This is a genomic window from Treponema sp. R80B11-R83G3, assembly GCF_054786115.1.
Map to the genome: position 1 here is coordinate 13,147 of NZ_BDHF01000018.1, position 25,576 is coordinate 38,722.

Genomic DNA, 25,576 nt, shown 5'->3' on the forward strand with positions numbered 1-25,576 from the left:
AAATGAGTAAGCAAGAGGGGGCCGATTTAATACCGCTGGAAATTTTAGACACTACCCTTAGGGACGGCGCTCAGGGAGAGAGTATAACTTTTTCCGTGCAGGACAAACTCGACGTGGTTAGAGCTTTGGACGATTTGGGAATCGCGTGGATCGAGGCGGGGAACCCGGGAAGCAATCCAAAGGATATGGAATTTTTCCGTCTTGCGGGAAGCCTCAACCTTAAACACGCGAAACTCTGCGCTTTTGGCCCTACCCGCAAAAAGGGAGTCAAGGCAAGTGAAGATTCAGGAGTGCTTAGCCTGCTTGAAGCGCAGACCAACGCGGTGACGATCTTCGGCAAAAGTTGGGATTTTCATGTGTCGGAAGTGCTGCGTGTCAGCCCGGAAGAAAATCTTGCCATGATTGCGGAAACAATCGCGTTTCTGAAAGAAAATGGAAAGCAGGTTTTTTTCGACGCTGAACATTTTTTTGACGGCTGGACGGCAAACCCGGAATACGCCCTTACCACTCTAAAGACCGCGATGACCGCAGGAGCGCGGCGCATAATACTGTGCGACACAAACGGCGGCGCGTTTCCAGACACAATTGAGAAGGCTGTTAAGGAAGCCGTAAAAATTATTGATGACGCTTCTTGTATTCTAGGCATTCACGCGCACAACGACGCTGACATGGCGAGCGCGAATACTATCACCGCTGTCCTTGCCGGCTGCCGCCATGTTCAGGGAACTCTTGTAGGTTTTGGAGAGAGGTGCGGCAACACAAGCCTAGCTGCGGTAATGCCGAGTCTTGAACTTAAACTTGGTTTCCGCTGTCTGCCTGAGGGAAAGATGGCTCTTCTTTCCGAGATAACGCAGATTGTCGCGGAGACGGCCAATGTCGCGGTTCCCGGCAATATGCCTTATGTTGGAAGCCACGCGTTTACGCATAAGGCGGGAATGCACGCGGATGGAATTTTAAAGGTGAGCAAGTCTTTTGAACATGTCGATCCTTCGCTTGTTGGAAATGATCGTCATATTGTGATGAGCGAAGTCGGCGGACGCTCAGCCATTGCGGAAAGGGCAAAGAAGATAGACGCTTCCATTACAAGGGATCATCCTGTTACTGCCGCTCTTGCGCAAAAATTAAAAACTCTTGAAGCGGAGGGCTGGCAGTTTGAAGGCGCGGACGGCAGTTTTGATCTTTTGGTTCGCAGAGAACTTGGACGCTACAAGCCATTATTTAACATCGAAGCTTATCGCGTGGTAAGTGAACATCCTACGGGAGAGACAATCGCCTGTTCCCACGCGTGGGTTAAAGTGCTTGTTGACGGTCAGGAAGAGATAGCCGCCGCTGAGGGAGACGGGCCGGTCAATGCGATGGACGGCGCATTGCGCAGGGCGTTGAAACACTTTTACCCGGAACTGAAAGAGGTTCGCCTTACCGATTACAAGGTCAGGGTAATTGACGGCAGCGCGGCGACGGCGGCAAAGGTACGCGTGCTTATCTCATCTTCAGACGGCAAACAAAGTTGGACAACCGTAGGAGTTTCAGAGGACATTATCGACGCGAGCCGCAGTGCGCTTGTGGATTCAATAGAATACAAATTAATTGACGATATAGAACGCCGTTTTAAGGCGTATCTTTAGGAGAAAAAATGAAATTTTCAGTTGCAGTTATTCCCGGAGACGGTATCGGACCGGAAGTGATAGTGCCTACTCTTGAAGTTCTTGACGCGGTGGGGGACAAGTACGGCCATATATTCAATTATGTCGAGCTTGAGGCGGGGGGGCTTGCTATTGATCACAGCGGGGAGCCGCTTCCTAAGGAAACGCTTGAGGCTGCGAAGCAGTGTGACGCGCTTCTTCTGGGAGCGGTTGGCGGCCCTAAGTGGGATTCGCTTCCCGGGCATCTGCGTCCTGAAAGAGCGTTGCTTGGTCTTCGCGCGGGGCTTGGCGTTTTCGCTAACCTCCGTCCTGCCGCTTTGCTTCCGCAATTGAAATCAGCCTGCCCTATTAAAGACGAAGTTTTAATCGCGAGCAACGGCGAGGGAAAAGCAGTTTTCGATTTATTGATTGTTAGGGAATTGACTGGCGGGCTTTACTTTGGCAAGCGCGGTCGGCTTGATGAACCTTCAAACGGACACGCTCCCGGTTCGGCTTTTGATACTGAAACATATTCATGGATGGAGATTGAACGGGTACTCCGCGCCGGGTATGAAGCGGCGGCTGTGCGGCGGAAAAAACTCTGCGTAGTGGACAAGGCAAACGTGCTTGAGTCGTCCCGTTTTTGGCGAGAAGTTACTGCTGTTGTTTCAAAGGACTATCCCGATATAGAGACAAGTTACCTCTACGTTGACAATGCCGCCATGCAGTTGATCCGAGCCCCTGGGCAATTCGATGTAATTGTTACTTCAAATCTTTTTGGAGACATACTTTCCGATGAGGCCTCAGTGCTTACAGGTTCAATCGGTATGCTTGCCTCGGCAAGCCTTGGTGAAAAAGTGCAAAGTGGAACAAGACTGGGAATGTACGAGCCTATTCACGGCTCCGCGCCGGACATCGCGGGGAAAGACATCGCCAATCCGCTTGCGACTATTCTTTCTGCGGCGATGATGCTTCGCTACTCATTCGGTCTTGAGAAGGAAGCGGTAGCTATTGAAACGGCGGTTAATCATGTGCTTGATCAGGGACTGAGGACTGGAGACATCGCAAGCCGAAGCGGCGCAGCAAGCAGCGGTACAGCAAGCGGCGGCGCAGAAAGCGGCGCGGCTTCAAGCGTGGAAAAAATTGTGGGGACTAAAGCAATGAGCGAAGCGGTACTCAAGGCATTGGAGAAATTATGAAAAGCGATCAAGTAAACAAGGGCATTGCCCGTTCCCCCCACCGTGCGCTTTTTAAGGCGTTGGGGTTCATCGAAGAAGAATTTAAAAGGCCGCTTATCGGGATTGCCTGCGCTAAGAGCGAGATAGTGCCGGGTCATCTGCACCTTGACACTGTTGCCCGCGCGGTTGCGGACGGGGTTCGCATGGCAGGCGGAGCGCCCGTCGTCTTTCCCGTAATCGGAGTGTGCGACGGAATAGCGATGGGGCACGAGGGAATGAAGTACTCACTGCCGACAAGGGAGCTAATTGCGGATTCTGTTGAGTGTATGGCGACGGCTCACGCTTTTGACGGGCTAGTTTTTATTCCCAACTGCGACAAAATAATTCCCGGTATGCTGATGGCGTCGGCTCGGCTTAACCTTCCGTCTGTTTTTGTTTCTGGCGGACCGATGCTTGCCGGGCGCAAAGACGGAAAACCGCTGACTCTTACCACCATGTTTGAAGCTGTAGGCGCTGTCGCCGCCGGAAAGATCAGCGAAGCGGAACTTGAGGAACTTGAAAATCTTTCCTGTCCCGGTTGCGGTTCATGCTCTGGAATGTTCACGGCAAACTCGATGAACTGCGTAACCGAAGCATTGGGAATGGCACTGCCAGGGAACGGAACTATTCCCGCAGTAATGGCGGAGCGTATCCGCCTCGCTAAAAAAACCGGAATGTTGATCATGGACGTGCTTAAAAAAGACCTGCGTCCCAAAAACATACTTACGCAAAAAGCGTTTATGAACGCCCTCGCCCTCGACATGGCGCTTGGCTGTTCTACAAATACCGCTCTTCATCTTCCCGCCATTGCGGGGGAAGCGGGCATTAAACTCGATCTGGAGCTTCTTAACAAGGTAAGCGCGGTAACTCCTAACCTTTGCCGCCTTGCCCCCGCAGGAAAAGACGTAATAGAAGACTTGCACGCAGCCGGAGGAATTCCCGCCGTCTTAAAAGAACTTGCTAAAAAGAACCTTGTCGATCTTAAAGCCGCCACAGTGTACGGATGCCTTGGCGACGCGTTGGTTAAGGCGGAAAATAAAAATCCCGATGTAATAAGGCCTATTGAAAATCCCTACTCTGCGACAGGAGGGCTTGCCGCGTTGAAGGGGAACATCGCGCAAGATGGCTGCGTTGTAAAGCGAAGCGCGGTAGCTGTTTCCATGTTGAAACACGAAGGCCCAGCAAGAGTTTTCGATTCCGAGGAAACCGCATTTGACGCAATCATGGGAAAGAAGATTAACGCTGGTGATGTCGTCGTTATTCGTTACGAAGGGCCTAAGGGCGGCCCCGGCATGAAAGAGATGCTCGCGCCTACTGCGGCTCTTGCCGGAATGGGGCTTGACGACAAAGTAGCATTGATTACTGACGGACGTTTCTCAGGCGCTTCCAAGGGCGCGTCTATCGGACACGTATCGCCTGAGGCGGCAATGGGCGGAAACATCGGCATTATTAACGAAGGGGACATAATAGAGATTGATATTGACGGGCTTTCAATAAACGTGAAGATAAGCGAGGAAGAAATTGCGCGGCGGCGTAAAGATTGGAAGCCTCTCTCAAAGAACAATGTTGGTTACCTTGCCCGCTATAGCGCGCAAGTCGGCTCCGCCGCGCAAGGCGCGGTCTTTAATTCACAGCCGCGTGAAGGAAATTAAAATGCAGTACACAGGAGCGCGAATATTAATTGAATCTTTGATTGAACAGGGAGTGGATACCATTTTCGGCTATCCCGGCGGCGCGGTCTTAAATATTTATGACGAACTTTACAAACACAGCGACAAGATTCGCCACATCCTTGTCAGCCACGAACAGCACGCCGCCCACGCCGCAGACGGTTATGCGCGATCAACAGGGAAGACTGGAGTGTGCATCGCCACTTCAGGACCGGGAGCTACAAACCTTATCACTGGAATTGCCACTGCGTACATGGACTCAACTCCACTCGTGGCTATTACAGGCAACGTACCTACAGGCATTTTAGGCAAGGACAGTTTTCAAGAAGTTGACATCACTGGCATCTCCATGCCTATAGTAAAGCACAACTGGATTGTAAAAAATGTTGACGACCTTGCCGAAGTGATCCGCGAAGCTTTTTTGCTTGCCTCCTCTGGCCGCCCGGGACCGGTACTCATCGACATACCGAAAGATATTACGGAACGTACCGCCGAATGGGCTCCTTCAAAGAAAGGCGGATTAAAAAACAATTCTCTTTCAGATCGCGCAAAGCGTCTTGACGAGCGCGTATCAAGGAGCAGATTTTCAGATGAAGAAATAAAAACCGCCGCGGAAATGATTAAGGAAGCCAAGAGGCCTCTGCTTTACGCGGGCGGAGGCGTCATTAGCTCAGGAGCGGAGAGCGAACTTATCGCGCTGGCAGAAAAACTTAACGCTCCCGTGGCGTTGAGCCTCATGGGAATAGGCGCGGTTCCAAAAGATCACAGGCTCTGCACCGGGCTTATCGGAATGCACGGAACTGTGGCAAGCAACAAAGCGACGCAGAAGACAGACTTGCTAATAGCTATTGGCGCAAGATTTTCCGACCGCGTAACAAGCAAGGCGGATATATTCGCTAAGACCGCGAAGGTGATTCACTTTGATATTGACCCGGCTGAGATAGGCAAAAATATTGAAACGCACGCCTGTGTTGTGGGAAATCTAAAAGACACTCTTAAAAGCCTGTTGTCAAAACTCCCTGAGCGTCTTGAAACCGAATGGAACGGCGAAATTGAAAAGTGGAAAACCCATCTGCCCCAAACATACACTCACGAAGTTACATTCGCTAAAAACGCGCTCCACCCGCGCTTTATAATAGAAGAAACCGCGAAAGCTCTTGGCCCCGAAACAATAGCGGTGACCGACGTTGGCCAACACCAGATGTGGACCGCGCAATTTTTTCCCGCTGAGAAGCCAAGAACTTTCATCAGCTCAGGCGGGCTTGGAACGATGGGCTTCGGTCTTGGCGCGGCTTGCGGAGCAAAAGTCGCGAATCCCAAAAAGCCTGTGGCGCTTTTCACCGGAGACGGCAGTTTCAGAATGAACTGCGCCGAAATGGCGACCCTAAGCAACAATAAAATCCCGCTTCTGATAATAGTCTTTAACAACGGAGTCCTCGGCATGGTAAGGCAGTGGCAAAGTTTCTTTTACGAAAGCCGCTACTCGCAAACGATTCTTGGCGCCTACCCCGACTTCCTAAAACTCTGCGACGCTTATGGCATTAAGGGCTTCCGCGCAGGGGACAGAGAGTCCTTTAAAAAAGCGCTCCACTCTGCCGCCGCAGAACTGTCCGCCGGAAGAGCCGCCCTAATCGAAGCCGACATAGACCGTGACGAAAATGTCTTACCAATGGTCCCTTCAGGCAAACCAATTGATGAGCAGATACTTTAATTAGCAATGAGCAATGAATAATGAACAATTAGCGAGGTTTATAAGCTAAGCGTGGGATATTACGATTAATTTTCGAACAACGAAATTGTTAATTGCTCACTGCTAATTGCTCACTGCTCATTGCTCACTGCTCATTGCTCACTGCTCACTGCTAATTGTTCCCTACTCTCTCTGCGCTAAGTCCCACTCCATCGCGTTAATCGCGGATAGGTATGCCATTATTGAGGCTTCAATTACGTCTGTGGATACGCCGCGGCCGTTCCAGCGCCTGCCGTCCATCGCGATTTTTACCATTGCTTCGCCCTGCGAGGAAGAGCCGCCTGTAACGGCGCCGATTTCATAGAGTTCCAGCTCCGGCTCTTGACCTGTAATTTGATTTATCGCTTTGAAGATTGAATCTATGGGGCCGTCTCCAAGGCATACCAATTTTTTAAACTCTCCGTCTTTGTGCTGCAAGCGGATAACTCCCGCCGCGCCCAATGCGGAACCGGTGTTCACCGCCCAATGATCCAGCTTCCATGTTTCGGGAACGGAGACAGCCCTGTCCATTACAAGGGCTTCAATGTCGCGGTCGCTGACAACTTTCTTTTTATCGGCAAGGTCTTTAAAGTCGGCAAATATTTTTTCAAACGCCTGCGCGTTAACGTTCAGCCCCAAATCTTTAAGACGCTCTTCAAAAGCGTGGCGGCCTGAATGTTTGCCCAGAACCATTCGGTTTTGCGGAATGCCGATTGACTGCGGAGTCATTATCTCGTAAGTTTCCCTCTTCGCCAACACTCCATGCTGATGAATTCCCGCTTCATGGGCAAACGCGTTATCGCCCACAATGGCCTTATTAGGCTGAACCTTCACGCCTGTCACCTGCGACACAAGACGGCTTGCCGCGTAAATCTGACTGCTGTCAATTCCCGTGTCGGCGGAAAAAAAATCGCTTCTCACGCGCAGACCCATGACCACTTCTTCCAAAGACGCGTTCCCCGCGCGCTCACCTATTCCGTTAATCGTGCACTCAACTTGATCCGCGCCGTTTGCAATAGCCGCTATACTGTTCGCGACAGCCAATCCCAAATCGTTGTGGCAATGCACGGACAGTGCCGCCTTTTCAATATGCGGAGTATGTTCCTTAATATAGCGGACGCGCTCGCCAAATTCGGCGGGCATCGCGTATCCTACAGTGTCGGGGAAATTTACAGTCAACGCACCCGCTTCAATTGCAGCGCCAAAAACTTTGCAGACAAAATCGGGATCGCTTCGGAAAGCGTCTTCGGCGGAAAACTCAACGTCATTGCAGAATTTTTTCGCGTACTTTACGGAGGAGACGGCTTGTTCCAACACCTGATCGGGAGTCATCTTGAGTTTGAACTCCATGTGTACGGGCGAAGTGGCAAGGAACACATGAACGCGCGGGTTTGCCGCTTTTGCCAGCGCCTCTTTCGCCGCGTCAATATCGCTTTCTCGGCTGCGACAAAGACCGGCCACAGAACAATTGGTAATGATGCCGGCGATTGTCTTTACGGACTCAAGATCGCCCGGGCTTGATATGGGAAAACCAGCTTCGATTATATCCACTCCAAGTTTTTCAAGCTTCCTTGCAACTTCAATTTTTTCCGTCAGATTCATACTGCATCCGGGAGCCTGCTCCCCGTCCCTGAGCGTAGTGTCAAAAATTTTTATGCGCCGTTTTTCTTTGTCAGCCATTTTTATCTCCTGTAAATTAGTAGTGTTTAGCGGCGTATTCGACCCAGCCGCCGGCTTCCACTAAAGCCTTTTCAAAATTTTTAAGAGTGAAAGAAACGATTTTTTCTTTTCCGCCCGCTTTAAAACACAAACTGCCCTTGTCCGTATCCACAGCCAATGTTGTTTTGACGTTGGCGAATTCCTTAAACAGTTCGTCCAACTCGTCTGCGGAAACTTCGCAGGCGATCATGCCGCAGTTGTACATATTCTGCCTGAAGATACGGGCAAAACTTTCAGCGATTACGATGTTGATGCCGTTCACTTCAAATGCCCACGGAGCGTGTTCACGAGATGAGCCGCATCCGAAGTTTGCCCGCGCCAGCACCGCTCCCTTACCGGCAATGTCTTTATTAGGATCAAAACCTTTTAATTTTAAGTCTTCCAAAAGATGAGGCTTTAACGCCGCTCTTGCGTCTTCGGTTAAATATTTCGCGGGGATAATTTCATCTGTGTTAATATCGCCGCGATCAAGAAATAAAACTTCTCCGCCAAAATTTTTCATTACTGACCTCCTGCTGCAATTGCGCCAGCTACTGCCGCCGCAGCAGCAGAGGCGGGACTCATGAGGTGAACCATGCCGCCCTTGCCCATGCGGCCGTAAAAATTGCGGTTTGTAGTGGAAGCGCAAACTTCCCCTTGCGCAAGCACTCCGTTGGACATTCCAAGACACGCGCCGCAAGTGGCGTTTGTCACGCAGCAACCGCTGTCAAGAAAAGTTTGTATCAGTCCTTCTTTGAGAGCCTGCGCGAAAATGTCCGTGGTAGCGGGTGAAATGATCGCGCGTACCGAATCGGCAATTTTTTTGCCGCGCAGTACATTTGCTGCGGCGCGAAGGTCTTCAATTCTGCCATTGGTACAAGAGCCGATGTACACCTGATCGATTTTAGTGCCGGCAAGTTCCCTTATCGTTTTTACTTCGTCCGGTTTGTAGCCGACAGTCGCAAGCGGTTCCAGTTTTGAGCAGTCAATATCGACAACGCCTGAATACTCCGCGTCGTCATCGCTTGTCCATTTTGAAAAATCAGCAAGCGCTTCTTCCTTACTTGAATAAGTTTTATCGCCGCCATGCCCGATAAACGGCCACAGATAATTTACGGTAGTCATATCAGGCATACATACGCCGCTTGTCGCTCCCGCTTCTATCGCCATGTTACAGATCGTCAGTCTGCCTTCCATGCTCATGGAAGAAATAACAGGCCCCCGCAATTCCATAACTTTTCCCGACGCTCCCGAAACGCTAATTTTGGAAATAACAGCGAGGATTACGTCTTTTGGCGAAACGTTCTTAGGCAGTTCCCCAAGCAGATTAATTCTTAAAGTTTCAGGCCTTCGGAAAGCGCAAACGCCTTTCAGTATCCCCACCTCAAGATCGGTAGTTCCCACGCCTGCTGCGAAAGCGCCAAACGCGCCGTGCGTGCAGGTATGGCTGTCGCCCATGATAATAGTAAAGCCCGGGCGGACAAATCCCTTTTCCGGAAAAATCGCATGGCACACGCCATTTCTGCCAATGTCAAAAAAGTCCTTGATATTGTGCCGCCGCGCCCAATCCCGCAGAGTTTTTCCCTGCAATGCGGTTTGCGAATCCTTAGCCGGCGTTACATGATCTATCACCGCCTTGATTTTTACCGGATCAAAAACCTTGTCGAGTTTTTTTGAAACCAGATCGTTTATCGCCGCCGGAGTCGTAATCTCATGACAGAATACCCTGTCAAGCCTAAGCACAAATACGTCTTCAAACGGTTTGTCAACAGTATGAGTCTCAAATATTTTTTGAGTCAATGTTTTTCCCATAATTTTTCCTAATTGCATTATACGAATTTTTGATAATAACGGCAAGCCTGAACAATTAGCAATTAGCAATTAGCAATTAGCAATTTCGTTGTTCGTAAATTAATCGTAATAGCCCCACACTAAGCCTACGAACCTCACTAATTACTAATTACTAATTATTCATTGTTCATTGCTCACTGCTCACTGTTCACTGCTCACTGCTAATTGCTCACTGCTCACTGCTCACTGCTTTTCCGGAAACAAAACAACCTGCACCGGCCCTGAAACCAGAATCTCCCTGCAAAGAGATTGAACGCTTTGAGGAGTAACCGCTTTTATAGCATCCGCTCTTGAGTTAACCCTTGAAAGAGGCGTGTTGTAAAGAACCGATGAATTTGTATAACTCTGCGCTATATACAAATTTCTTTGAAGAGATCTTTCATGCTCTTTTAACAGGGCCTCTTTTGATTTGTTAAACGTATCTTGATTAAGGGGATGTTTTGTAAGACCGGTTAAAATATCGCGTACCGCCGTGATTAATTCTTCCACGCGGGAGGGGTTGCACACAAAATAAACGCTTATACTGTATTCGCCGGAAGGAATTGTATTGGCAGATGCGCCTGAGGAAATTGAATATACCCCGCCCAATTTTTCGCGGATTTCATCGTTTAAAATTATTTCAAGGTATTCGGATAAAAGAGATGCAGTTTGATTTCTCTGTTCGCTGAAATCAGCCGGTCCGTTTACAATCCATGCAAGAAAAACCATACTTCGGTCTTCTTTTCCCTTATTAATTGTTTTTCTGCCTTCATTGGGGCGCTTTATTCCGGGATTATTCCACTTGTTCATCGGCTGAGAAACAGGTATGGAAGCGATGTAGATTGCCGACAGTTCTCTTATGACATTTAAATTAACGTTACCTGTAAACACAAAAGTATAATCGCCGGGATTAATACACTGTTTTAAAAAGTCATTCGCGTCTTTTATGGAAACTTTGGCAATATCGTCATATTCAAGAGGCTTAAAAAGAGGATGGTTATTATAAATTATTTTTGCAAATTCACGGAAGAACACCGCTTGCGGATCATCATTCTGATGCAGAAGCGTCGTCCTGTACTGATCGAGCATTGCAGAAATTGCCTTTTCGTCAAGACGTGGCTGAGTAAAGAAAAGATGTATCATCTGAAAAAGCGTTTTTAAATCACCCGTTGTGGACGACCCTTGAAAACCTCGGTAGTAATGCGAATTCCAGAAAGACGCCGACACCTGCTTCCCCGCAAGTTTTCCTGAAAGCTCATTTCTTGAATACGGACCAAGGCCGGAAGCCGTTATCATTTCGGAAAGAAGATCGACAGAAAAAATAGTTTTTTCAGTCGCGTTGGCTGTCCCGCCTTTTGCCGCCGCGTACAGTACAATCTCATTATTCTTATTCGCGGTCTCTTTAAAAATTACCTTTGCCCCATTTGACAAAATAATGATATGAGCGCCTGTGCCTGAATCAATATTTTCTGACGTTATCTCTCCTGCCGTCGGCGCTTTGTCCATTAAATCGCCGGAAAGCAAATTGTCCTGTTTGCGGGTAATTTTTGCGGATTGAGTTTCCCTAAAGATTGATTTTATTTTTTCGGCAGTGGGAAGATTCTCTGCTTCCGCCTGCGGAGAAATTAAAAAAACGGTGATGTCATTATCTGAAAAATAATCTTTTGCAGCTTGCAAAACTTCTTTTAAACCGATGCCGGGAAGCAGGGCGTTGACCGCATTCGCCTCCCATTCAACGTCCGGCATATCTTCGCCATATAAAAAATGATTAGTAAAATTTCTGATGTATTTACGCGATTCCGTTCTGTCCTTTTCAGATACCAATTTTTCCATATACGAAACAATATCCAATTTTGCCAATTCCAGTTCGCTCTCCGTAAATCCAAACCGGCGCATGGATTCCTTCTCCAGTAAAAGTTCCCTAAGCGCGTCCTCTACCCTGCCCGTTTTAGGCTCAGTCCCCATTGAATAAAAACGCGCGTTCGCCGACCAGCGCCATACGCCGCCCCAAAATTCGTTAGCCGCCGATTCGGGATCGGATTGCGCTTCTTCAAAACGCAGTGAGAGCATATAGTCAATTAAATAATCAATTACGGTTTCCCTGTAATACGCTAACGTTCCTTTTTGAGAGCCTTTTTTCATTTTGTAATAGATCATATAGTTAGCCGACGTAAGCTCAGGGTCGGTAATAATTTCAACGTTTAAATTGCCGTTCTTTGGCGGCGGCAGTTCAATAAGAGGGCGGTTTACAGGCTTGCTTGCGGCGGGCATGGTAAATTTTTGCGCTAACTGCGCTTCCAGTTTCTTTCCGTCAAAATCACCGACAAAAACAAGAGCCATATTGTCGCTTGCATACCAGCGCTCATAAAATTCCCTAACATTTTCCGAAGTTGCGTTTTCAATAATTTCCGCAAGCCCGATAGGTTCGCGCTCGGCGTAAGCGCTGCCGGAAAAAAGTTTCTTCAGCATTTTTTTTCGCGCCCTGTCCATCGCGTCAGATCTTGACCGCAATTCCTCAAGAACGACTCTGCTTTCGTTTTTAACGTCTTCGCTTAAAAAACTTACCGTGTAGGTCCAGTCATTAAGAACAGCTAACGCCTTGTCCGGTATGCGTTTTACTCCGCCTACATTCTCCACGGGAATATCAAAGTGATAAACCGTTTCGTCATAGGACGTATACGCGTTAGCGTCTCCGCCAAAACGCATTCCCAATGATCTGAAATACTCAATTATATCTTTATTTGGAAAATTTTTAGTTCCGTCAAACGCCAGATGCTCGACAAAATGCGCCAGCCCCCTCTGATCTTCCCTCTCCAAAACCGACCCCGCGTTTACAACAAGCGCAAGCTGCGCCATATTTTCCGGCAGGGAATTTTCCAGTATATAATAACGCAACCCGTTAGGAAGTTTCCCCGTTAAAGCGCGGCCTGTAAGCGGGATAATGTCAGTTCCCTTGCCCAAATTCGCGTAATCCGAAGTAGAGACGGATACGCAAGTCAGGATAAGGAATGTCAATACTGAACAAAAAATTAAAGGTAATTGATTAAGTTTTCTATTTGTTTTCATGGAGATAATTATACAAGAAATTAATGTTATTAACAGCTGATTTTTGGGAATGGGGAGTAGGGAGTGGGGAGTGGGGTTGTTTAAGCGTGTTGACTTCACGCTTAGCTTGCTAACTTCGCTCCCTACTCCCTCTTTTTGAACTCTTTCGATTAATTAGTGACAAAATTAAAAAAAGTACTTATAATATAAACATAGACATATATGGTAAAAATAAATGATAAAATCGTAATTAAACCCGCTTGGCGGATATTTCCCCTAATCGCCGCGCTGTTTTTAGTAATGACAGCCTGCGGGCATGATCCGTTTTTCATACCAGTAGCGTCTATTAAAGACGTACCGGAAACAGGCGTGGCGGGAACGCCTATACCGCTTACCGGAAAAGTCAGTCCCAGTTTCGCTAGTTATAAATCTATTGTTTGGCTTGTTGAAAACGCGGGAACCACCGAAGCGGGTATCAGCGGAAATATTTTAAATACTAAGGCGAAAGGGATAGTTTCATTAAGAGCGACAGTCAAAAACGGCATCGCGGAAGGAATGGATTATACTCAGGATTTTTTCATTAATATAAAGGAAGGCGATCAGCCTGTATTAACTGACATAAATTCTATTGACATCATCGTAACCGGCCCCGGCACTGGTGAAACGCCGGATACTTATGCCTTCGCAAGCGAAAGCGGCGTAAGCTATGCCGTAGGAGAAGTTTCATGGTCGCCTGTTCACGATACGTTCCAGGGCAATACCGCATATACGTCGACTGTTACGGTTACGGCAAATGAGGGCAACAAATTTGTGGAGACTCCCTCGGCGAAAATTAACGGCCATACGGCGGCAATCACAAATAGTAGTGATAAGGCGGTTACCCTATCACTGTTATTTGATCCGACTCTCGCAAACGCGGTTAAAGGGATAGAAATCATTGGCCAACCGAAAAACACGGAATACGCGCACGGCGACACGCTCGATCTTACAGGGCTTCGCGTAAAACTTATTTACACTGACAATACTGATGAGGAATTCGACCTTATCAATTTTGGCACTAATATTTCTACGAATCCGGCGCAGGGCGCGAGGCTTATTCGTACAGAGCATAACGGACATCCCATTACGGTATCGGTAGGCCGCCATTCCGCAATTACTGATGTATTATTGACTGTCAACAAGGCCGCTGGCGCGGCGGTTGGTACGCCCGTTGTTACATTGAATACTGATAATCTCAGTATTACAGTCACTCCCATAACCTCGCCCGCTAATGGCCAATCCATTGAATACGCAAAAAACACGTCAACGGCAGTACCGGAAACCGGCTGGCAGGACGGAACGACATTCGGCGGTCTTTCTGCAAATACGCCTTATTACATTTTTGCCCGTTCAAAGGAAAACGCTAACTACAACGCGGGCACTCCAAGCGTCAGCGAGAAAATTATGTTCTACACGGTAACATTTGAAAGCAATGGCGGCGGCAACGTGCCTTCAAAGAATATAGTATCAGGCGGTACTGTAACCAAACCAGCGGATCCAACCAGAACAGGTTATAAATTCGACGGCTGGTATAAAGAATCGGGATTAATCACTCTATGGAACTTCACTAACGATACTGTTACAGCCAACATCACCTTATACGCGAAATGGCTGAGCAGCCAGGGCATTACTTTTGAATTTAATCCCGATAACTCGCCGTCTGTAAATTCCGGCATCGTTATACACCGTTCAAGCGAGAACGGGGCTACCAAGGCAACACTTACGATAAGCGACTATGACAAGTATACTGGCGTTGAATGGTATTACAATGACATTATTCTAGGAGATGAAGCAAGCCTTACCCTTGATTCATCGGATTACCAATACAATATGATAGGCACTAAATTTGTCAGGGTGGAAGCAATGAAAGGCGGCGTTCCATATATCACTAATGTTGAGTTTAGGGTGGAGCCATGAAAAAAATGAAGAATAAAAATTTAAGGATTTTATTATTTGCCCTTTGTTCATTGTTTATTTTCTCCGCCTGTCAGGAAACTGTCCCGCAACACGCGCCGCAGTCCATTCCAAAGGGAAAAGGCTCCGTTACTCTGATTATTGACGGGATAAACGGACGGACGATTCTCCCTTCCGGCTTGTCTCAATTTAACGCGTATACGGTTACATTCATTAATTCCGTAACTAATGCAACTGAAACGTTTGACCGTACTGCCATAACAGAGCCGTTTTATCTTGAACCCGGAAATTATAACGTGCAGGTAACCGCTTATGCTGATACTGCAAAAACCAAAACTGCGGCGCAAGGGCAGTTGACGGGGATTACAGTTATCGAAGGCGCAAATGCCGCTCTTAACATTACCTTAAATCCAATTATTACCGCCGGTAATCAGGGAACATTCAAGTGGGAGATTAAATTTCCCGCCGATCTTAGTCCAGCTTCTTTTTTAAATATAACTCCGGTGGACCCGGCAAACGACACGCAACTAGAACCTATACCGTTTTCTCTACCATCGCCATTTACCGGTTCCCGCGCTCTTAAAACAGGTTATTACCGCTTGGTTTTTTACCTTATACGGGAAAACGCGCAGGAGATTCAGTTTAATGAATTTGTCCATATATATGATAATTTAGAAAGTTTTTTCACTTATGAATTTAAGGATGAGCATTTTAATAATATAAAATACACGATTACCTTTGATTATGATAACGGAACGAGCCTTCCGGTGACTTATTTCCACGGCAATCAAATAAGTAAAACCACTCACGAACCGGCTATTAATAAACCAATTCCGGCAGGTTTATACTTAAATCCGCCGCCTAATAATTGTACTTTTGACGGCTGGGATTATGGCAGTACTGAATGGGATTACACTAAACCGATAACCTGCGACATGACGCTGACTGCGCGTTGGACGGCTCCAACAATTAATATTAGTAACCAGAATGGGACTACAATTATTGAAAAAGCTGCTTCGTATGCTAATACTCATAGTGCCAGTTATACATTGTTCCTTGATTCTGATGTAACTATAAATGGTTACGCTTTCACCGGCGCTTATAATTTGACAATAATCGGATTAACTAGTGTAACGCTCAGTCCACAAACCAATATCTTGTTTACAATACAGAGCGGGATTACGCTGACCATTGGAAAAAACATTATTCTTCAAGGGGTTAGCGATAACGATAATGCTTTGGTGACTGTAAATACGGGCGGAACTTTTAATATGACAGGCGGAAAAATTACCGGCAACACTTATAAAGGTGATTCATACAACGCAACCGTGTATGTGAACGGAACTTTTAATATGTCGGGCGGAGAAATTACAGATAATCACAATAACAGCACATATACTTACGGAAATGGCGGCGCGGTATATGTTACCGGAAACGGAACATTCAGTATGAGCGGAGACGCTGAAATCACTGGTAATAACACTTTGTCAACCATTTCAACAGCCGTGTATATAGCTGGAGCAAGCTCATTTACCATGGCTGGAAACAGTAAGGTCACATCGAATACCAGCCCGCTCGGGGATGTTTTTATTGACAGCGGCGCTTCACTTACCTTATCAGATAACGCGACTATAGGGACGCTTACCCTGAGTGCGGGACCCACCGGCAATTCCTACGCAACCATTAATTCCGGCTGGACAGAAAGTGTTACTACAAGCCTTAATTTATGGGGAGGCCCTCCCAATTTCAACGATATCATTAACTTGTGGTTAAACAAGAAGGTATTGGACACTACTGATGCCGGTACTGTGGTAAAATTCCAGAATGTGTCTTTTGTAAGCAGTAACGGCAATAAACAATCTATCAGCACCCCACAACCGGCCGCTCCTTACGGCTATACAATTTCCACTTCCGCGCCAGACACCGGTAAACTTGTTGCGGAAATGTATGAAGCGCGAATCGGATCAACATACTACACAACACTTGCCGCCGCTATTGCAGCAGCTACAGGCGGCACATCTACACCCCCCACAGAAATAGTCATTTTACGCGATATAACCTCCGATTCCGGTTATGAAATATATAACGCTAAGAATATAAAGCTTACCGCTGACACCGGAAAGAATTGCACTATAACTGCTTCCGACGGAGGCTTCGCGCTATTTACCGTTAGTACCGGTTCACTTACCTTGGGCGGCAGTGGCGGTAGCCTTATCCTCAGCGGCGGCAGTGTGGCTTCCACAACTGGACGCAGGGGCGTTTATGTAATGAGCGGAGCTTTTGTAATGAGCAATAACGTTACTATTGAAAATTTTAAAAACAATGCAGACGCTTCCCCTGATGGTTATGGCGGTGGAGTCTATGTGGCAAATGGAACTTTTAAAATGGACGGCGGTAACATACAAGGAAACAGCGTTTCAGGTTCAGGCAATAATAACGGCAATGGCGGCGGCGTGTATTTTACCGGTACGACTTTTGACATGAGCGGCGGAACTATAGGCGGAACTGCAGCGGGAACCGCTAACACAGCAACCAATGGCGGCGGCGTGTATGTAGCCGGTGGAAAATTTACCATGAGCGGCGACGCTAAAATAATAGGCAATACCGCAAGTAGCAACGGCGGCGGGCTGAATATCACCAATGGACCCCTCGCCATTAACGGCGGCAAAATATCGGGCAATTCTTCAGGAAGCTATGGCGGCGGCGTGTATAGCAACTTTACCCTCACCATGAGCGACGGTGAAATATCAGGAAACACCGCAAATAACAATTTCGGCGGCGGCGTGTATATTACCGATATTAACAGTAATTTTACCATGAGCGGCGGTACTATAGGCAAAACTGCATCGGAAACCGCTAATACCGCAGATAAGGGCGGCGGCGTGTATGTGGCCAATAATGGAAAATTTACCATGACTAACGGGTTTATAAAAGGCAATACGGCAAACACCAACGGCGGCGGAGTGTTTATTAACAGTGGAACTTTTGAAATGAACGGCGGTGAAATATCAACAGGCAATAAAACAAATAGCGGCTCCGGCGGCGGCGTGTATCTGAACAACGGAACCGTTAACATGAGCGGCAGTACCAGCAAAATATCAGGTAATCAAGCAAATGGCACTGGCAGTAGCGGCGGCGGAGTGTTTGTAGCAAACGGAACCTTTACCATGACAGGCGGTCAAATAGGAAAAGCTGCCCCCGCTGACACCGCGAACAGCGCAACAGGCAACGGCGGCGGCGTGTATGTAGCCAGCGGCGGAACATTTAACCTGACTAGCGGAGTCATAGGAGGAACTGGGACAGACTGTAACACCGCAACCAGCGGCGGCGGAGTGTATGTAGCAGCCACATCCAGCACAGCCTTTACATTAGGTGACGGCGGTATAATAAAAGGCAACACAGCAAACGGCACAGCATCAACCAACGGCGGCGGCGGAATTTACTTTGCCTCTGGAACATCCTTTGAAATGAGCGGCGGGACGATAGGAGCAGACGGGTCCCCAAACAAAGTCCCTAATGAAATTTCAGCAAACACCGGCGGCGGTGGAATTTATTTTGCCGGAACGAATTTTAAAATGAGCGGTGGAACAATATGTTATAACAACTCAGGCATTTACGGCGGCGGCGTGTACTTTGCTTCCAATAATAATACCTTTGAAATGAGCGGCGGCATTATAAATAATAACAGCGCAAGTAACGGCGGCGGAGTTTTTAGCCCTCAAGGAAATTTTAAAATGAGCGGTGGCGGCGGAATAATAAAAAATAACAATGCGACAACCTCAGGCGGCGGAGTGAATATACAAGACGGAAATTTTGAAATGAGCGCCGGAATAATAGAGGGAAACAATGCAACAAGCACTACTGGCTGCGGCGGCGGAGTCTCTTTTACTATTAGTAACGGCCATACTGGTAATAGTTTTACCATGAGCGGCGGCACAATAAAATCTAACACTGCCTCAAGCAATGGCGGCGGAGTATATTTAATCTCAGGAACCTTTAAAATGAGCGGCGGAACTATTTATGGCAGTGATGGAGAAACATACACACCACCCGGCGCTCCAAACACAGCAACCAGCGGCGCGGCTATTTTTGTAAACAATAACGGAACAGCCAGTTACGATGGCGCTTACGGCACAGACGTTATTAGCACCACCGATAATACCCTGCCGCAGTAATAATTTATGATTTGCATACAAATTAGTGGTTAGTGGATAATTGTTAGTTATTAGTATCGTTGTTAGTAAATTGCGCCTGATAATACTACGTATAACTTTTCAGCTTCGCCCTCTACCCTCTATTCACATTGTCATCCCTGTGTTATTTTGTGTTTCCTCATATATCTCAACATAAAAAAGGTTGTCAATCCAAGTATAGTAATAAGCAACGAAAGAACAAATTGTAATACCATATTATCCTACTATAAACCATTTAATTATAATATCAATAAGGCTAATAATACCAAAAACACTAATGAAAAAGTACAAATGTTTCCATTACACGAATAAATTTACTTGCGGGTCTCGGCATAATATCTAACATTTGCCGCATAATCTCATTTTGTCGCTTAAATTGAGTTTCAAGTGTTTTATTAATATTGTCGAGCGACTCATTCACACATATATTATAAATTGTTCACCATTTGTTGTCCAGTTAAAAGAATAAAAAAATATTCTGTCCCGTGTTTTTCGTGTGAACTCTTGCGGAAATGAACTCTTGCAGAAAAATCTAAAAAATCTTATAATTAATAAAATAAAGGGAAATTTTTCCCCCAAAAGGCGGATTTTTTCGTAATGAGTGAAAAAAATTATAATGAAAGGCGCGGCGGCAACAGGCTGCGTTTTTCCATCGGCGCAAAACTTATAACAATAATTTCGATAATAGTATTAGTTTCCCTCGGTTCGATAACCGCGCTGGTGTCATGGCTGGTGCGGGAAGACCTTAAAATATCCGCCGAAGAAAATAACTTTGAGGTAAACAGGCGCGCGGCGGCGGAAACTGAACAAACATTGGAAAAAACGCGATTGCTTGCCCTCATGTTCACGCGCACTGCAGCCGTTCTTGGGAACCGAAGCAGCGTGATAAATGACGAAGCAAATTATTTTTTTACGCAGAATCCGCAGATAGCGGCTCTTTTTTATACATCTGCCGACCGATCATTCGCCGCATGGACGAATCGGGTATTTGTCAACGAGCGTTTTTTCACGTCGCGGGGAATTGAAAAATCTCTTGCGGACGCTTTCCGCGCCGACAGCAAAAAAATACTTGAAAACGCAGCGATAGGGCAAACGGCGCTAATCAACGCCTCGCCGTGGTTTAACAAAGCGCAAGCGTCAACGGCTCTCGCGGCGATGTTTTTCCCGATACAGGGCGGAGGGGGATGCGTTCTGTTCTCCAGCGAAAACCTGAACGAAAGTTTTGGCATGGGCGTAAACACGTCATATTTAATAAACGCGGACGGCGATATTATTGCGGACGCTGACCCGGAAAGGGTAAAAACAGCCGTAAATCTTGCGAAGCAGGACATTATCAGGCAAATTTTTAACAGCCCCGACCGTAACAAGCAGATGTTAGCCGATCTTGACAATCGGCAGGCGAAGGGCGATACGGAGGACGCGCCGTTAATCATCCGCTTGTGGGAAAATGTTAAACAAAAACTGAATAAAGATTATAACGCTGAAAAAGTGCGCCATTATCTTGCATACACGCGGCTTAATGCGGCGGGGAGCGTCGTAATCACAACCATCGAATACGGCAAAGTCTTTGAAGGCATAGCCGCCACTACGCGGCGCAATTTGTACCTGACCGCCGCAATTTTGTTCCTCTCCATAATGTGCATCTGGTTTTTCGCAAAAAGCATTTCCGTTCCGCTTAAAGCGCTTGCCGCCGCAGCGCGTAACGTTGAAGGCGGCATCTTTGACGTTAAACTGCAGCCGGCGGGCAGCGATGAGATCGGCTTATTAACGTCAAGCTTTGGAAAGATGTGTTCCGCTCTTGGAATCTTCGGCAAGTTTACAAACCGCGACATCGCAGTTCAGGCAATGCGCGGCGCCATTAAACCGGGCGGCCTGTCGAAACACGCGACAATCTTTTTTTCAGATATACGCGGCTTTACGGAAAAATCGGAAAACTTTGTCAAGGCGTTTGGTGACGACGCTTCCGACCGCATCGTCCACTGGCTCAATGAATATTTAACCGGCATGGTCGAATGCGTGGAAAAAACTAACGGCGTTGTGGATAAATTTATCGGAGACGCGGTAATGGCGCATTGGGGAACTGCCACTACTGCGGGAAGTCCGCAGGAAGACACGCGTTAAACTGCGTTAAGACGGCTCTGCTAATGAGGGTGGCGCTCTATAAATTAAATAAAAACCGGAAACAGGAAAACATCGGGAACCCGCCTATCAAAATCGGCTGTGGCATCAACACCGGTATTGTAACGGCGGGGCAGATCGGATCCGACCTTCGCATGGAGTACACCGTCATAGGCGATCCCGTAAATCTCGCCTCGCGCGTTGAAGCGCTTAACAAGCCGTTGGGGACAGACATCCTTATTACCGAAGACACATGGAACATGGTAAAGGAGCAAAATATTGTCGAAGAAATGCCTCCTGTGACGGTAAAGGGAAAAGAAAAACCCGTGCGGCTTTTTGCAGTTGTGAATCTTGTTTCAGTCCCTCAAGGGCCGAAGACTTTGGCGGAGGTGCGAAAATTGTTAGGCATTAAACCGCCTGATATTTCAAAGGCGGACGTCAACGCCGAAGAACACAAGTACAAAATTGGCGGCAAGTAAAAATGGCAAGCGAGAAAAAAACGGGCGGTAAATTCCGAGTTGCGGATTTTCTTGTCGTCCTACTCTGCCTATCAGCCTCGGCTTACAGCATTAATATGTTCAGACTCGATCTTTTTCAAACTCTCAACGGGCAAAACAAAACGCCTATCGGATCCGTTTCCATTAAAAGAAATACCGTTCAGCGCCGAATGTCGGACAGAGTGGTTTGGGACAGGCTGATAAAAGAATCGCTCGTTTATTCCGATGATATTATCCGCGTGGCGGATAATTCCGAAGCCGATCTCCACGTAAGCGGCAATGACATTTCTTTGAATGAAAATACGCTTGTCCGCCTTCATTACGACAAAGAAAGCGGCGAATTTAAAATTGAACTTACAACCGGAAATATGGGCCTTGTTACCGCAAACGAAGGCGGCAATGTCGTTTTAAATATTATGGGACGGCAGGTGGAAGCGAGGCCGGGAACGGCGCTTAACGCCGCCGCCGGAAACAGCGGCATGACTTTGCAAGTCAGCGAGGGCGCGGCGGTTATCGCCGATGAGGGACAGAACCGCGAACTGTCCTCTGGCGGGATAATCTCTATGGACAGCGAAGGCGCTATCCGCCTTGAACCTGCGGCAATGATCATTCAACCGCGTCCTAACGCCATTTACATAAAAAGCGCCGGAGAGATGATTAACATTTCTTTTTCATGGAACAGAATAAATCTTCAGCCGGATGAAACTTTGCGCTTAGAAATAGCTGAAGATCAAAGTTTCAGCCGTTCCGTCCGCGCTCTTGACGGGCTTAACTCTTCGGCGCAAACCGCTCTTAACGCGGGGCTTTGGAACTGGCGGCTGGTTTACAATAGCGGCGCTAACAGTACAATTCTCAGTTCGGGACGTTTCACCATAACGGAAGCGTCCGCTCCCGAACTGTTAAGCCCGGCAAGAAACCAGCAGTTTATTTATGAAACCGATCTGCCAAAACTTAATTTCCAGTGGTCCCAGACCGAAGACGCTTCGCATTATATTATAGAAGTTGACTCTTCGCCTGATTTCAGAAATCCAGTAATAAAAAAGCAATCGGCGGTTACGTCTCTATCTGACTCAAGCCTTACGGAAGGAAATTGGTATTGGCGGGTAACGCCTGTGTTTTCCCAAGCCGGCGAGGGCGGCGTTAATGCGCGTGTTTCGTCTTTCAGCATAGTAAGAAAAGATGAGCCTGCATCCGCTCCCATCACTCCTTCGCAGCCCAGTCGCGTAACCCTTGAATTGCCAAACAATGACGCGTCTCTGCCGGGACTGACTGCCCTGCGCCAGCAGACTGTATTCCGCTGGAGCAGTACTGAAGCTGTGGCAAAGTCAAGGTTCGTTCTTTCCCGAAATTCCAATCCCTTAACGGGGCAGGCCGCAGTAGAGATACCCGATCCAAACAGGACAATCCGTCTTGACCGTCTTGAAGAAGGCGTCTGGTACTGGACTGTTGAAGCGCAAACTCCAGACGGCGCGGACATTACCGCGCAAAGCCCGCGTCAATTGCGCGTACTGCCAATTCCACGTTTGTCCGCCCCCGAGAACCGCCAGCCCGCCACAGGACAGCGTATTGGCATTGAAGAACTTAAAACTGGAAGCATTAATTTCAGATGGTCAGCCGTATCGGGGGCAAACGCGTATATTTTTACGCTTTATCAGGAAGCTGACGGCAGACGGAAACAAATCGCGCAAATAGGGCCTGAGAACCGCACCTCATGGGCGGCGGAAGTTAAAACGTTAGGCAGGGGAAATTTTATCTGGCAGGTAGAAGCGGTAAACATGGGACGGAACAATGTTATTGAACAGCGTGGCAATTTGGGAGAAAATAATTTTGTAATAGACATTCCCCGCGCCGGCCCGGTAAAGATAATTGACGGATCAGAGGCTCTCCAATGATTAGCGGAAATATTTTTAATATTAATAAAAATCACCTTTTGCGCTTAGCTGTTTTAACGGCGCTTCTTTTCATGAGCGCCGTCCTTTGGGCGCAGAGCGGACGCTACGTTATTGAACAGCGTTATGTGCAACAACTTGCATGGATTGGTGATGAATACACGCTTAAATACGAAGTGGTAATTGAGCAGAACGAAGGCAAAGGATACCGCTCATATATGCGGGAGTTTACCGAATTGCCAACTCTTCAAATTTCAGTTCCTCCGGGAAATTACCGTTACCGCATAATCCCCTATGATTTTCTGGAACAGGCGGGCGAAGCGTCAGCATGGGTAATCATTGACGTAAAACCGGCTCCAATTGTTTCTGTTGAAGTGCAGACAACCGAAGATGGCGGTTATATTCTCCATTCTAATGACAATAAACAGCTCATTCCCGGCGTTAATGAAATTATTATTAAAAATCCGGAGGAATTGGAAAAACAGGATGGAGTAGTAATTGTTGATAAACAGGCGGCTGGAGCCAATAAATGATTAGTTTTTATCTGAATGCGGCATGGAATCCGATAATCCCCGTCTACGGAAGAATGCAGGAAATTTTTGGAAATGAATTTCAGGCCTCAGGCGCCGCCGTTCGCTTTGGTTTGCTTTATAATAAAATAAAATGGATTAATCCCGGCGTTGAACTGTCAACGTCATGGTACGCGCTTAACAATGATAACATTAACGAAAAACTTACAATGCAAGCCGGAATAATAGGCGTTAATATTGTCGCGCGAAAACTGCTTCCAAACAAAAAGATGGCCGTAACGCTCAGAGCGGGAGGCGCCGTATCCTTTCAAATTGGCGAAATATATTCAGAAGAATACTACTACTCAACAGGAGGATTAGTCCCTTTAATAAATATTGACGTATCTTTTCTTTGGTTTGCATTTAAACAACTGTATTTAGAAGCCGGCTTTAGCTTTAATCATTTAATAAACCAAAACAACTTTTCCGGCTCCCTGCGCCCGTGGCTCGGTATCGGATGGCAGTTCTAGATTTAATTCCCGCTCTTTTGAATCGCTTCCAATAGCCCCGATAAATAACTTAATCCTATGGCGCGGTCGTAGAGGCCGTATCCGGGCATGGAAACTTCACCCCAGATGGTTCTTCCGTGATCAGGCCTTATTGGGCCGTCAAAGCCAGTGTCGCATAACGCTTTCATAATGGCGTACATGTCAAGGGAGCCGTCGCATGAAAGATGGGCCGATTCTTCAAAATCGCCGGTGGCGTTATGTTTAACGTTACGGACATGGGCAAAATGTATGCGGCCTTTCAGACTGTGAATAATCGCGGGAATGTCGTTAGCGGGACTGCTTCCCAGGCTTCCTGTGCAAAGAGTTATGCCGCTTAAGGGATTGTCTACCGTTTTAACAAGACGCAGAAGGTCTTCCCTGTTTTTCATTATTCGCGGCAGGCCGAATACAGACCATGACGGATCATCGGGGTGAATCGCAATTTTAATTCCATATTTATCGCAAGTCGGCAGAATCGCCTTTAGGAAATAAACAAGATTTGCAAATAACGCTTCTTCGTCAATCTTTGCGTATAGGGCAAACAATTTGCGTATATCCGCCATTCTTTCCGGTTCCCAACCGGGAAGCAAAAGCCCGTGCGCCTTTTCGTTCATTACGTCAAACATATTGTCGGGGTTAACTTTATCGATTAAATCCTGCTGATACGCCATCACAAAAGCGCCGTCGGGACGGGGTTTCGCCAAATCAGATCTCGTCCAGTCAAAGACCGCCATGAAATTATAACAGACAAGGCGTATATCCGCCTGCGCGATTATTTTTAATGTATTAATATATTTTTCTATATATTTATCGCGCTCTTTGCCGGCGGTTTTAATCTCGTCATGAACATTGACGCTTTCTATTCCCGCGATAACAAGGCCGTTATCCTCAACTTGTTTTTTAAGCGCGAAAAGTTCCTCTTTTTTCCATTCCACTCCGGGCGGAACGCCGTACAGAGTGGTAATAACTCCGCTAATGCCGGGAACCTGCCGTATCTTGTCCAAAGTTACGGGATCAAAGCCCGGCCCGAACCAGCGCATGGTCATTTTCATTTTTAA

At 47.2% G+C, this 25,576-nt stretch carries 16 protein-coding genes; 11 read left to right on the forward strand and 5 right to left on the reverse strand.

Going from position 1 to position 25,576, the window contains the following annotated elements:
• Window positions 1-2: 2 nt before the first annotated feature.
• The 4 genes from cimA to ilvB are packed head-to-tail and all read left to right on the forward strand — an operon-like array spanning window position 3 to window position 6,220.
• Window positions 3-1,625: a citramalate synthase gene (cimA, locus tag ACYVRH_RS04435; protein ID WP_461255720.1), complete on the forward strand. Its 1,623-nt coding sequence runs from the start codon at window positions 3-5 to the stop codon at window positions 1,623-1,625.
• Window positions 1,626-1,633: 8 nt separating this feature from the next.
• Window positions 1,634-2,821, forward strand: coding sequence for a 3-isopropylmalate dehydrogenase (gene leuB / locus ACYVRH_RS04440; protein ID WP_461255721.1), 1,188 nt, complete (start codon window positions 1,634-1,636; stop codon window positions 2,819-2,821).
• Window positions 2,818-4,491 carry a dihydroxy-acid dehydratase gene (ilvD, locus tag ACYVRH_RS04445; RefSeq protein ID WP_461255722.1) on the forward strand — a complete coding sequence of 558 codons (1,674 nt, stop codon included), beginning with the start codon at window positions 2,818-2,820 and terminating at the stop codon, window positions 4,489-4,491. The genes leuB and ilvD overlap by 4 nt, the downstream gene beginning before the upstream one ends.
• 1 nt (window position 4,492) lies before the next feature.
• On the forward strand, window positions 4,493-6,220 hold the full coding sequence (gene ilvB / locus ACYVRH_RS04450; protein ID WP_461255723.1) for a biosynthetic-type acetolactate synthase large subunit: 1,728 nt from the start codon (window positions 4,493-4,495) through the stop codon (window positions 6,218-6,220).
• A gap of 162 nt (window positions 6,221-6,382) precedes the next feature.
• Here ilvB and ACYVRH_RS04455 read toward each other — a convergent pair whose 3' ends face one another.
• From ACYVRH_RS04455 to ACYVRH_RS04470, 4 genes are all read right to left on the reverse strand, one after another.
• Window positions 6,383-7,918: a 2-isopropylmalate synthase gene (locus ACYVRH_RS04455; protein ID WP_461255724.1), complete on the reverse strand. Its 1,536-nt coding sequence runs from the start codon at window positions 7,916-7,918 to the stop codon at window positions 6,383-6,385.
• Window positions 7,919-7,934: 16 nt separating this feature from the next.
• On the reverse strand, window positions 7,935-8,459 hold the full coding sequence (locus ACYVRH_RS04460; protein ID WP_461255725.1) for a 3-isopropylmalate dehydratase small subunit: 525 nt from the start codon (window positions 8,457-8,459) through the stop codon (window positions 7,935-7,937).
• Complete coding sequence (locus ACYVRH_RS04465) at window positions 8,459-9,748, reverse strand: 3-isopropylmalate dehydratase large subunit (RefSeq protein ID WP_461255726.1); 1,290 nt, start codon at window positions 9,746-9,748, stop codon at window positions 8,459-8,461. The genes ACYVRH_RS04460 and ACYVRH_RS04465 overlap by 1 nt, the downstream gene beginning before the upstream one ends.
• 222 nt (window positions 9,749-9,970) lie before the next feature.
• Window positions 9,971-12,832: a M16 family metallopeptidase gene (locus ACYVRH_RS04470; RefSeq protein WP_461255727.1), complete on the reverse strand. Its 2,862-nt coding sequence runs from the start codon at window positions 12,830-12,832 to the stop codon at window positions 9,971-9,973.
• A gap of 201 nt (window positions 12,833-13,033) precedes the next feature.
• On the opposite strand from ACYVRH_RS04470, the gene ACYVRH_RS04475 reads away from it, so the two are divergent.
• From ACYVRH_RS04475 to ACYVRH_RS04505, 7 genes are all read left to right on the forward strand, one after another.
• Window positions 13,034-14,767 carry an InlB B-repeat-containing protein gene (locus tag ACYVRH_RS04475; protein ID WP_461255728.1) on the forward strand — a complete coding sequence of 578 codons (1,734 nt, stop codon included), beginning with the start codon at window positions 13,034-13,036 and terminating at the stop codon, window positions 14,765-14,767.
• The gene (locus ACYVRH_RS04480; protein WP_461255729.1) at window positions 14,764-18,939 is read left to right on the forward strand and encodes a beta strand repeat-containing protein; all 4,176 of its coding nucleotides are present in this window, start codon (window positions 14,764-14,766) and stop codon (window positions 18,937-18,939) included. Before ACYVRH_RS04475 ends, ACYVRH_RS04480 begins: the two co-directional genes overlap by 4 nt.
• 615 nt (window positions 18,940-19,554) lie before the next feature.
• A complete protein-coding gene (locus tag ACYVRH_RS04485) occupies window positions 19,555-21,078 on the forward strand; it encodes a HAMP domain-containing protein (RefSeq protein ID WP_461255730.1) in 1,524 nt (507 codons plus the stop codon).
• Window positions 21,030-21,554 (forward strand): adenylate/guanylate cyclase domain-containing protein, encoded by a 525-nt coding sequence (locus ACYVRH_RS04490; protein ID WP_461255731.1) that lies wholly within the window; start codon window positions 21,030-21,032, stop codon window positions 21,552-21,554. Before ACYVRH_RS04485 ends, ACYVRH_RS04490 begins: the two co-directional genes overlap by 49 nt.
• Window positions 21,555-21,556: 2 nt before the next feature.
• Window positions 21,557-23,464, forward strand: coding sequence for a FecR family protein (locus ACYVRH_RS04495; RefSeq protein ID WP_461255732.1), 1,908 nt, complete (start codon window positions 21,557-21,559; stop codon window positions 23,462-23,464).
• Window positions 23,461-23,994, forward strand: coding sequence for a hypothetical protein (locus ACYVRH_RS04500; RefSeq protein WP_461255733.1), 534 nt, complete (start codon window positions 23,461-23,463; stop codon window positions 23,992-23,994). The genes ACYVRH_RS04495 and ACYVRH_RS04500 overlap by 4 nt, the downstream gene beginning before the upstream one ends.
• Window positions 23,991-24,500, forward strand: a complete 510-nt coding sequence (locus ACYVRH_RS04505) for a hypothetical protein (RefSeq protein ID WP_461255734.1) — start codon at window positions 23,991-23,993, stop codon at window positions 24,498-24,500. Before ACYVRH_RS04500 ends, ACYVRH_RS04505 begins: the two co-directional genes overlap by 4 nt.
• Window positions 24,501-24,502: 2 nt before the next feature.
• Here the strand turns inward: ACYVRH_RS04505 and uxuA are convergent, their stop codons facing one another.
• Complete coding sequence (gene uxuA, locus ACYVRH_RS04510) at window positions 24,503-25,570, reverse strand: mannonate dehydratase (RefSeq protein WP_461255735.1); 1,068 nt, start codon at window positions 25,568-25,570, stop codon at window positions 24,503-24,505.
• Window positions 25,571-25,576: the final 6 nt, after the last annotated feature.